At 65.4% G+C, this 9,407-nt stretch carries 11 protein-coding genes and 1 other RNA gene; 8 read left to right on the forward strand and 4 right to left on the reverse strand.

What is annotated here, in order from left to right; all coding sequences use genetic code 11:
• Positions 1-2: 2 nt before the first annotated feature.
• Both ybgC and OOZ48_RS16205 read right to left on the reverse strand, forming a co-directional pair.
• A complete protein-coding gene (ybgC, locus tag OOZ48_RS16200; protein WP_269499859.1) occupies positions 3-428 on the reverse strand; it encodes a tol-pal system-associated acyl-CoA thioesterase in 426 nt (141 codons plus the stop codon).
• Between the two features lie 63 nt (positions 429-491).
• Positions 492-2,222: a proline--tRNA ligase gene (locus OOZ48_RS16205; RefSeq protein ID WP_269499860.1), complete on the reverse strand. Its 1,731-nt coding sequence runs from the start codon at positions 2,220-2,222 to the stop codon at positions 492-494.
• Positions 2,223-2,289: 67 nt separating this feature from the next.
• On the opposite strand from OOZ48_RS16205, the gene OOZ48_RS16210 reads away from it, so the two are divergent.
• The 5 genes from OOZ48_RS16210 (at position 2,290) to OOZ48_RS16230 (ending at position 4,639) form a co-directional block, all read left to right on the forward strand.
• The gene (locus OOZ48_RS16210; RefSeq protein WP_269499861.1) at positions 2,290-2,835 is read left to right on the forward strand and encodes an RNA pyrophosphohydrolase; all 546 of its coding nucleotides are present in this window, start codon (positions 2,290-2,292) and stop codon (positions 2,833-2,835) included.
• A gap of 63 nt (positions 2,836-2,898) precedes the next feature.
• On the forward strand, positions 2,899-3,297 hold the full coding sequence (locus OOZ48_RS16215) for a hypothetical protein (protein ID WP_269499862.1): 399 nt from the start codon (positions 2,899-2,901) through the stop codon (positions 3,295-3,297).
• Between the two features lie 5 nt (positions 3,298-3,302).
• The gene (locus OOZ48_RS16220) at positions 3,303-3,605 is read left to right on the forward strand and encodes a cell division protein ZapA (protein WP_269499863.1); all 303 of its coding nucleotides are present in this window, start codon (positions 3,303-3,305) and stop codon (positions 3,603-3,605) included.
• A gap of 38 nt (positions 3,606-3,643) precedes the next feature.
• Positions 3,644-3,824: non-coding RNA, 6S RNA (gene ssrS, locus OOZ48_RS16225), on the forward strand.
• Between the two features lie 50 nt (positions 3,825-3,874).
• Positions 3,875-4,639 (forward strand): SIMPL domain-containing protein, encoded by a 765-nt coding sequence (locus OOZ48_RS16230; protein WP_269499864.1) that lies wholly within the window; start codon positions 3,875-3,877, stop codon positions 4,637-4,639.
• Here the strand turns inward: OOZ48_RS16230 and lgt are convergent.
• Entirely contained in the window at positions 4,590-5,372 is a 783-nt protein-coding gene (gene lgt / locus OOZ48_RS16235; protein ID WP_269499865.1) for a prolipoprotein diacylglyceryl transferase, read from the reverse strand. The genes OOZ48_RS16230 and lgt overlap by 50 nt on opposite strands.
• 98 nt (positions 5,373-5,470) lie before the next feature.
• Between lgt and OOZ48_RS16240 the strand changes: the two genes are divergently transcribed.
• Together OOZ48_RS16240 and msrA are read left to right on the forward strand one after the other, a co-directional pair.
• The gene (locus OOZ48_RS16240; protein WP_269499866.1) at positions 5,471-5,803 is read left to right on the forward strand and encodes a c-type cytochrome; all 333 of its coding nucleotides are present in this window, start codon (positions 5,471-5,473) and stop codon (positions 5,801-5,803) included.
• Positions 5,804-5,846: 43 nt separating this feature from the next.
• Positions 5,847-6,371, forward strand: coding sequence for a peptide-methionine (S)-S-oxide reductase MsrA (gene msrA / locus OOZ48_RS16245; protein ID WP_442867601.1), 525 nt, complete (start codon positions 5,847-5,849; stop codon positions 6,369-6,371).
• 14 nt (positions 6,372-6,385) lie between these two features.
• Here the strand turns inward: msrA and OOZ48_RS16250 are convergent, their stop codons facing one another.
• Positions 6,386-7,348: a nucleoside recognition domain-containing protein gene (locus OOZ48_RS16250; RefSeq protein WP_269499868.1), complete on the reverse strand. Its 963-nt coding sequence runs from the start codon at positions 7,346-7,348 to the stop codon at positions 6,386-6,388.
• A gap of 232 nt (positions 7,349-7,580) precedes the next feature.
• Here OOZ48_RS16250 and OOZ48_RS16255 point away from each other — a divergent pair, with 232 nt between their 5' ends.
• Positions 7,581-9,014: a catalase gene (locus OOZ48_RS16255; protein WP_269499869.1), complete on the forward strand. Its 1,434-nt coding sequence runs from the start codon at positions 7,581-7,583 to the stop codon at positions 9,012-9,014.
• The last annotated feature ends 393 nt before the right edge of the window (positions 9,015-9,407 follow it).

Raw genomic sequence — 9,407 nt, forward strand, 5'->3', positions numbered from 1 at the left:
GGTTAGTTTCTGGCCTTTTCCAGTAAGTTCCTGATGGATGAGGTCATCCGCACGGGTTTGAAAGTTTCGGCGTGTACGGCACAGACTTGGACGTCGCCCACAGCGAGTAGTTCCTCGCCGCGCCGGGCCTCCTGGGTGAACAGGAGGGCCGAGGCGCGGATGTCGGCCACCACGGTATGGATGTCGATCCTGTCGTCCAGGCGCGCCGGGCGATGATAGGCCACCTCTGCGCGCCGGACCACGAACATCACACCTTCGCGTTCGGCGAGCACGCGCTGATCCAGCCCGAGCGCCCGCAACCATTCCGTGCGCCCGCGTTCAAAGAACTTGAGGTAGTTTGCGTAGTAGACGACACCGCCTGTGTCGGTGTCCTCGTAATATACGCGAATGGGCAGGATGGCGGGCCTGTTGGGGAACTGGGAATCCATTTTTTCGTTAAGCCGTGTGACTATGCCCATCCGTGCGAAATGCCCACGAAGGGCGGCCGCGGCTCAGAGGGATTTTAGAGTATCCAGTATGAATGCGACAGCCTCGCCGGGCGCCACCCGGTGGGCGTCGCCCCCGCGGCGCGCCTGGATTTCGACGACCCCGTCCTTGAGGCCGCGCTCGCCCAAGGTGACGCGCAGGGGCACGCCGATCAGCTCCCAGTCGGCGAACATGATGCCCGGCCGGGCGTCGCGGTCGTCGAGGATCACGTCCACACCGGCGGCGCCCAGGTCACGGTACAGGGCCTCGGCCGTGTTGCGCACGGTTTCATTTTTGCCGATGCCGATCGGGCACAGCACCACCTCGAAGGGCGCCATGGCGCGCGGCCAGATGATGCCGCGCTCGTCGTGGTTCTGCTCGACCGCGGCCGCCGATATCCGGGTGATTCCGATGCCGTAGCATCCCATCTGCAGGAGGGCCGGCTTGCCGTCGGTCTCGAGGAAGGTGGCGTTCAGCGCGCGCGAGTACTTGTCGCCCAGGAAGAATACGTGGCCGACTTCGATGCCGTGCTGGATCGACAGCGCGCCCCCCTGGGGATCCGGATCACCCGCCACCACGTTGCGCAGGTCGGCGGTGGCCGCCTCGGGCAGGTCGCGCCCCCAGTTCACCCCGGTGTAGTGGTAGCCTTCCTCGTTGGCGCCGCAGACGAAATCGCCCATGTGGGCCACCGTGAGGTCGGCGATCACCGTGACCGCGCCGTCGCGCAGCCCGATCGGCCCCAGGTATCCGGGCGGGCTGCCGAAGGCCTCCAGGATCTCGGCCTCGGTGGCGAAGCGGTAGCCGTCCCGCAAGCCCGGCAGCTTGCCGACCTTGACCTCGTTGAGCTCGTGGTCGCCGCGGATCAGCAGCAGCCACACCCGCGCCGGCCCTTCGGCGGGGTCGGTGGCCAGCACGATGGATTTGACGGTGCGCGTCAGCGGCAGGCCCAGCTGCTCGGCCACGATCTCGCATTTCGGCGCCTGTGGGGTGGCGCGCTTTTCCAGGGGTTCGCGGGCGGCCTCGCGCTCGGGGATCAGGCAGGGCGCCGGCGCCAGCTCGATGTTGGCCGCGTAGTCCGAGTCCGGGTTGTACACGAGCAGATCCTCGCCGGTCTCGGCGATGACCTGGAACTCGTGGCTGCGTGAACCGCCGATCGAGCCGGTGTCGGCCGCCACCGCGCGGAAGGCCAGGCCCAGACGCGAGAAAATGCGCTGGTAGGCCGCGTACATGGCGTCGTAGCTGGTTTGTGCGCTGGCCTCGTCGCGATCGAAGGAATAGGCGTCCTTCATCGTGAATTCGCGTCCGCGCATCAGGCCGAAGCGCGGGCGGCGCTCGTCGCGGAACTTGGTCTGGATGTGATAGAAATTGACCGGCAGCTGGCGCCAGCTATGGATTTCGTTGCGCGCGATGTCGGTCACGACCTCCTCGGAGGTGGGCTGCAGCACGAAGTCGCGCTGATGGCGGTCCTTGATGCGCAGCAGCTCGGCGCCGTATTGTTCCCAGCGGCCCGATTCCTCCCAGAGCTCGGCGGGCTGGACCACCGGCATCAGCAGTTCCAGGGCGCCGGCGCGGTCCATTTCCTCGCGCACGATGGTTTCGATCTTGCGCAGCACCTTGAGGCCCATCGGCATGTAGGTGTAGATGCCCCCGGCGACCTTGCGGATGAGCCCCGCGCGCGTCATCAACTGGTGGCTGACGATCTCGGCATCCGCGGGCGCTTCCTTGAGGGTGTTGAGGTGGTACTTGCTGGCGTGCATGGTAGGGTTTCCGGTTGATACGTATAATCGACGGTAATTGTATTGAATTCATTATCGAGGTGGCCCCATGCTGGATCGAGAAGGCTACCGTCCTAATGTCGGCATTATCCTCGTAAACCAGAAAAACGAGGTTTTTTGGGGTAAACGCATCCGGGAGCATGCCTGGCAGTTCCCGCAAGGCGGCATCAAGCACGGCGAAACCCCCGTGCAGGCGATGTACCGCGAGCTGCACGAGGAAGTCGGCTTGCGTCCCGAGCACGTACGGATATTAGGGCGGACGCGCGACTGGCTGCGCTATGACGTACCGGATCATTTCGTGCGCCGGGAATTGCGAGGACACTACAAAGGACAAAAGCAGATCTGGTTCCTGCTGCGCATGGTGGGGCGCGACTGCGACGTCAGCCTGCGCGCCTCCGACTCGCCGGAATTCGACGCCTGGCGCTGGAATGCGTACTGGGTGCCGCTGGAGGCGGTGATCGAGTTCAAGCGCGAGGTCTATACGCTGGCCCTGCACGAACTCTCGGGCCTGCTGTTTCGCCGCACCACCGAGAACCGCTACCTGCGGCACCGGGGCGCGCGCTCGCCGGCCAAGACGACCGCGCGCGAGGCCTGAGGGCGGGGTTATGATTGGGCTTTCGGATACGCCCTCACATACGCTCACATAAGGTTTGAACGCATGCTCCAAGACCTCGACTCGCTGGCCGAGCGCATCGGAAAACTGGTTCAGGCGGCCCGCCAGCTTCAGGCCGAGCGCGGCACCTTGCAGGCCCGCATCCGCCAACTCGAGCAGGAATGCAACGCCCTCAAGGACCAACAGGTCCGCGAGCAGGACGAATTCACCCGCATGTCCGAGCGCGTCGCGCGCCATGACCATGAATTGCAATCCGTGCGCGACGAGGCGCAGGCGGCCCGCGCGAGCCTCGAGGACCAGGTGCGCCTGCAGCAGGGGCAATCCGATGCCATGCGCGAACGCCTCGAACACGCCGAGGCCGACCGCGACAAACTGCGCCGGGTGGCCCGGGGCGCCCAAGAGCAGATCGACCTGATCCTAGAGCGCCTGCCGGGCGCGGAGTAACCGTCATGGAACGCGTAGACGTCTCGATTCTGGGCCGCGATTATTCGCTGGCCTGCTCACCGTCCGAAAAGGACGCGCTGCTGGCGGCCGTGCGGCACGTGGATCAGCGCATGCTGGCCATCAAGGGCACGGGCAAGGTCGCCAGCAACGAACGCATCGCCGTCATGGCGGCCATCCAGATCGCCGGCGAGCTTTTGAACATGCGCGCGCCCGACGGTCCGCTCAGCAATATTGCCTTGGGCGATTTCAAGGGTAAAATTGATGCCATGAACGACATGCTCGACCAGGTGCTCGGGCCTGCCGCTTGATATGGATGTTTCCGGACGCCGCGCCGCGTCCGACAGGTTAGTCCCTGCCGTGTTCGTGACTTGGCCATACATTCCTTGAACCAATGCTAATTGGCATAGGTTGCTGGATTGACAGATGGGCGAGCTACCTTCACTGGATAGCCCGAAGTCTGACTGAAGGCGACCACCGTGAACCTCAGGTTCCGGGATGCCGGCCTAGACGGCACAGGCGGGGCGTTTCTCGAGAGCTCGTCGACAACGACGGGCTTTCGTCTTTTCAGGAGTTATGAATGTATCCAAGCAAGGACAAACGTAAGGGTCTGCTGTCGCTGCTGCCCGCCCTCATCCTGGCCGGCGCCGCACTGGGCGCCGCGGCGCCGGCGGCCGCCCATGGCGATGGGCCTGATGGACGGCGTGACCACGGTCCGCGGGCCAGCCTGCATGCCCAGGCGTCCTCCGAGGTCGCCCAGGACACAGTGCGGATTATGCTGGCCGCCGACCTGCGGGCCGACACACAGACCGACGCCGCCGAGGCGCTCAATACCCGCCTGGATACCGTCATGCAGCAGGCCAAGGGCCACGAGGGCATCGAGGTGCGCAGCGGCGGCTATCGCATCTGGCCGTCGACGGGGCAGGACGGCAAGATCGCCGAATGGCGCGGGCGCGCCGAGATCATCCTGACGTCCAAGGATTTTGCGGCGGCCTCGCAGCTGGCCGCCGATCTGGGTGACCGCATGCCGATTTCAGGAATCTCGTTCTCGGTGTCGTCCGAGACGCGCGCCGCCACAGAGCAGAAACTGCTGGTCCAGGCCGTGGATGCCTTCAAGACACGCGCGCAGGCCTTGACCGATGCGCTGGGCTTCGCGTCCTACCGCTACGACTCGATCGACCTGGGCGGCAGCGGTGAATCCGTGCCCAGCCCCATGCCGCGCATGATGATGGCCAAGGCTGCGGACGCGGTGGCCGCGCCCCTCGAAGGCGGCACCGAAACCATCAGCGTGGCGGTCAGCGGGACGATCCGGCTGCAGCCCGCCAGTACAGCAGCAGGCCAATGACGATCATGGGCAGCGACAGCAGCTGCCCCATCGACAATCCGCCGGCCAGCAGGCCCAGGAAAGCGTCCGGTTCCCGAGTGAATTCGACCAGGAACCGGGCCGTGCCATAGCCCATCAGGAATACCGCGCTGACCTGGCCGGCGGGACGGGGCTTGCGCGCGAACCACCAGACCAGTGCGAACAGCGCCAGGCCTTCCAGTCCCATTTCGTAGAGCTGCGAAGGGTGGCGTGCGAGGCCGTCCTGCGCGTGCGGAAAAATCATGCCCCAGGGCAGGTCCGTGGGCCTGCCCCATAATTCGCCGTTGATGAAGTTGCCCAGGCGGCCCGCCGCCAGGCCCAGCGGAATCAGCGGCGCGATGAAATCCCCCAGCTCGAGCAGCGAGCGCTGCCGCCGGCGCGCAAACAGCAGCAGGGCGACAATGACGCCCAGCAGGCCGCCGTGGAAAGACATGCCGCCTTCCCAGACCCGCAGGATCGCCAGCGGGTTGGCCAGGTAGTCCGAGAATTTGTAGAACAGCACATAGCCCAGGCGCCCGCCCAGTATCACCCCCAGCACGCAATAGAAGATGATGTCCTCGAGGTCGCGCAGGTCCAGGCCGCAGGGATGGTGCCGGATGCGCCAGCGTCCCAGCAGCCAGGCCAGGCCGAAGCCCGCCAGATACATCAGGCCGTACCAATGGATGGCCAGCGGGCCGAGCTGCAGGGCAATGGGGTCGATCTGGGGGAATGGCATGTCCGTCCCGGCGGCGAAAAAATTATCATGGATAATAACGCGATCGGCCCGCGGCTCCGCGCCGCGGGATGGATTGGAATCGAGTCATGAGGATGTCGATGTCGAAGCTCCGGGTGTGCGCGCTCATGCTGGCTGCGTTCTGTTCAACGGCCCATGCCGAGACCACGACCCATCAAGGCCGGGATCTGGCGCGCGCGCGCCAATGCCTGGGCTGTCACCAGGTGGACGCCCGCCGGGTGGGCCCGCCGTTCACCGCCATCGCCGCCCGTTTTGGCGGCCAGCCGGGTGCGCGGGATCATCTGGCCGACGTCATACGCAGGGGCAGCACCGGCCAATGGGGAGCGATCCCCATGCCGGCCCAGCCCCAGGTCAGCGCCACCGACGCACAGCGCCTGGCGGCGTGGATTCTGTCCCTCGGCGACGGCCGGTGAGGATGTCGCCGCGCGTGCGCGCGGCATGATCTTCGGAGGAAAGATGGAAACGGCAATATTCGGTGGCGGCTGCTTCTGGTGCATGGAGCCCGTCTTCCAGGCGCTCGACGGCGTCGATGAGGTGCAGCCGGGGTACTGCGGCGGACACGTCGAGCATCCCACGTATGAGCAGGTCTGCAACCAGGACACCGGCCACGTCGAGGTGGTGCGCGTCACCTTCGATCCGGCGCGGGTCCGGTACCGCAGCCTGCTCGAGGTCTTCTTCGGCACGCACGATCCCACCACGCCGGATCGCCAGGGCGGCGACGTCGGCCCCCAATACGCCTCGGTGGTGTTTTTCACCGGCGAGGCGCAGCGCAAGGAGGCACAGGCGGTCAAGGACGAGGTTCAGCAGGCGCTGGGTGTGCCCGTCTGCACCCGCATCGAGCCGGCCGGTCCATTCTGGCCGGCCGAGGCCTTGCACAAGGATTACTATCGCCGCAATCCCCAGCAGGGCTACTGCCAGGTGGTCATCGCGCCGAAGCTCGCCAAGTTTCGCAAGCGCTACGCCGCCTTGCTGCGGGATTAGCCGCCCCGCTAGAGCTAGAGCCTCAGCAGCCTCGCCAGCGGGGCGCCGGGCAGCGTCAGGCGCGCCACCCCGGCGAGGACGGCCAGGGTAAAGACCGAGCGGATCACCAGGATCACCCAGATGTCCGCGCCCAGCGTGAGGATCAGCAAGGTGTCCTCGATCAGGGCGTGGCATAGCGATAGCCAGGACAGCGCCAGCAGGCGTGTGCGCGGGCTGTAGCCCTCGCGCTCCGTGGCTTCGATGATGAGGGCGCCGCCGTAGGCCAGCCCCAGCAGCACGCCGACGGTGGTCAGGGGCGCGGCGCGCTCCTCGAGCCCCGACAAGCGCAGCACCGGCGTCAGCAGGCGCGTCACCAGCCGCGTGATTCCGAGCCGTTCGAAGACATCCAGCAGGCACACCAGAAAGACGATGACCGCCAGGATCATGGCGAGCGATGTGATGGAAGACAGCAGCCAGTTCCAGAAGTCGGGCGTGCCGGCGGCCAGTCCGGCGTCGCGCTGCATCCAATCCAGGGAGACCGGCTGCTGCAGCCAATCCAAGGCGTTGCAGGTCCAGGCCACCCCGGCCCCGTACACGGCGCCGATGGTCACCCGCAGGGCGCCGGTGAACAGCGCACTGGCCCCGGCGCGCCGGACCACGGACTGCTCCGTGGGCATATTGTGGGCGAACAGCATCATGGCCCCCAGCGCGCTGATCTCCGCCACGTTCATCTGCACGCCGCCCGAGAGGGCGGCCAGCGTGGCCATGCCGCCATAGATGTTCGTCAGGACCGTCGTGGCCCACACGATGCCGGCTTCGGGCGGCAGGCCCAGCAGCGCCATGGCCGGCCCGATCGCATGCCCCACCCAGGCGATCAACCCCAGACGTTCCGCCACGTAGACGATGATCATCACGGGCACCATGATGCGCGCGATGGTCAGGAACATGCGCAGGCTGCGCCGCCGGATGGTGTGCAGGTAATTCAGGATGGACATCATGGCGCGACCCGCGCGGCGAGCTGAAGTTCCGGCGATTGTAGTCGCAGGCCGGATGGCGGCGCGGGATGCCGTTTCGATTGATATAGAGTAAAACTATCGCCAATCAATAAATATTCAAATTTATTTAATCTCCGTCTTCTCCTAGACTGCTTCCATGCGCATCGCGGGATGCGCGCAGCCAGCCCGGCACCGGCGCGATCGGACCGGCTTGGACTCACCAGGAGAAAGAACCATGAAGAAACTCACCACGGCCGCGGGGGCTCCGGTCGCCGATAACCAGAACATCATGACCGCGGGGCCTTGCGGACCGGCCTTGCTGCAGGATGTGTGGCTGATCGAAAAGCTCGCCCACTTCGATCGCGAGGTCATCCCCGAGCGCCGCATGCACGCCAAGGGCGCCGGCGCCTACGGCACCTTCACGGTGACCCGCGATATGACCCGGTACACCCGCGCGGCGATCTTTTCCGAGATCGGCAAACAAACGCCGATGTTCGCGCGTTTCTCCACCGTGGCCGGCGAGCGCGGCGCCGCGGATGCCGAGCGCGACATCCGCGGCATCGCCATGAAGTTCTACACTGAGCAGGGCAACTGGGACTTGGTGGGCAACAACACGCCGGTATTCTTTTTCCGGGACCCGCTGAAGTTCCCGGACCTGAACCACGCCGTCAAGCGTGATCCGGGCACCGGCATGCGCAGCGCCCAGAACAACTGGGAGTTCTGGACGGGCCTGCCCGAGGCGCTGCACCAGGTGACCATCGTCATGAGCGATCGGGGCATTCCCTCGGACTATCGCCACATGCATCTGTTCGGCAGCCACACCTATAGCTTCATCAATGCGGACAACGAGCGCTTCTGGGTGAAGTTCACCTTCAAGAGCCAGCAAGGCATCCGCAATCTCACCGACGCCCAGGCCGCCGGGCTGATCGGCCGCGACCGCGAAAGCTCGCAGCGTGACTTGTATGATTCGATTGCCCGCGGGGAATGTCCGCGCTGGACGATGTACGTGCAGATCATGCCTGAGAAGGACGCGGGCTCGTATCGTCTCAACCCCTTCGACCTGACCAAGGTCTGGCCGCACGGCGACTATCCGCTGATCGAGGTCGGCGTCCTGGAGCTCAACCGCAATCCCGACAATTTCTTTGCCGAAGTCGAGCAGGCGGCTTTCACGCCGGCGAACGTGGTGCCAGGCATCGGCTTCTCGCCGGACCGCATGCTGCAGGCGCGCCTGTTCTCGTACGGGGATGCGCAGCGCTATCGCCTGGGGGTGAACCACCATCAGATCCCGGTGAACGCACCGCGCTGCCCTTTCCACAGCTACCATCGCGACGGCGCGATGCGGGTGGACGGCAATCATGGCGGCATCACCGGCAACGAGCCCAACAAGGCCGGCGAGTGGGCCGAACAGCCCGAGTACCGCGAACCGCCTTTGAGCATCGAGGGGGCGGCCGATCACTGGAACCATCGCGAGGACACGGATTACTTCTCGCAACCCGGCGCGCTGTTTCGCCTGATGTCGCCCGAGCAGCAGCAGGCGCTGTTCGACAACACGGCGCGCGCCATTGCGGGGGTCAGCAAGGATGTGCAGGACAAGCATGTCGAGCACTGCCGGCAGGCCGATCCGGCCTACGGCGCGGGGGTGGCCGCAGCCATCCAGGCCCTGGGCTGAGGGGCCTCCTGAACCGCCCGGCGCGGGTGATGCGCCGGGCGGGCGCTGCGCCGAGCTTCGGGGGCGGCCCTGATTTCGGGTTTTTCGTCCCTGATTTGCCCCTTTTCAAAATGGTGTGCTATAGTCACGCTTCTTCGCAGCCGGGGCACCCGGGTTAACCCGGTAAGACGGGTTGGGTGCACGATCCAAGGGATTGATTTGATTGATCTTTTGGGGCGGATGGCGAAGGCGGCGCAAGCCGGGCGGATTGGGCACTTGACAGGGTAATCTGGATAGTTCATAATTTCGCTTCTGTGCTGATTGCGGCACAACTGCTCTTTAACAACTTAACAGCCGATAAGTGTGGGCGCTTGAGGGATCAGGCGTGCAGACGATCATCGCGGGCTTATCCAG

Origin of the sequence: Castellaniella sp. S9, assembly GCF_027257175.1 — a bacterium.
GTDB lineage: Bacteria > Pseudomonadota > Gammaproteobacteria > Burkholderiales > Burkholderiaceae_B > Castellaniella.

Excerpts from the sequence above, each read along its gene's own strand:
- OOZ48_RS16240 (WP_269499866.1), top strand. The coding sequence starts at position 5,471 with ATGTCGAAGCTCCGGGTGTGCGCGCTCATGCTGGCTGCGTTCTGTTCA.
- OOZ48_RS16230 (WP_269499864.1), top strand. The coding sequence starts at position 3,875 with ATGTATCCAAGCAAGGACAAACGTAAGGGTCTGCTGTCGCTGCTGCCC.
- msrA (WP_442867601.1), top strand. The coding sequence starts at position 5,847 with ATGGAAACGGCAATATTCGGTGGCGGCTGCTTCTGGTGCATGGAGCCC.
- OOZ48_RS16205 (WP_269499860.1), bottom strand. The coding sequence starts at position 2,222 with ATGCACGCCAGCAAGTACCACCTCAACACCCTCAAGGAAGCGCCCGCG.
- lgt (WP_269499865.1), bottom strand. The coding sequence starts at position 5,372 with ATGCCATTCCCCCAGATCGACCCCATTGCCCTGCAGCTCGGCCCGCTG.
- OOZ48_RS16255 (WP_269499869.1), top strand. The coding sequence starts at position 7,581 with ATGAAGAAACTCACCACGGCCGCGGGGGCTCCGGTCGCCGATAACCAG.
- OOZ48_RS16215 (WP_269499862.1), top strand. The coding sequence starts at position 2,899 with ATGCTCCAAGACCTCGACTCGCTGGCCGAGCGCATCGGAAAACTGGTT.
- OOZ48_RS16220 (WP_269499863.1), top strand. The coding sequence starts at position 3,303 with ATGGAACGCGTAGACGTCTCGATTCTGGGCCGCGATTATTCGCTGGCC.
- OOZ48_RS16250 (WP_269499868.1), bottom strand. The coding sequence starts at position 7,348 with ATGATGTCCATCCTGAATTACCTGCACACCATCCGGCGGCGCAGCCTG.
- ybgC (WP_269499859.1), bottom strand. The coding sequence starts at position 428 with ATGGATTCCCAGTTCCCCAACAGGCCCGCCATCCTGCCCATTCGCGTA.
- OOZ48_RS16210 (WP_269499861.1), top strand. The coding sequence starts at position 2,290 with ATGCTGGATCGAGAAGGCTACCGTCCTAATGTCGGCATTATCCTCGTA.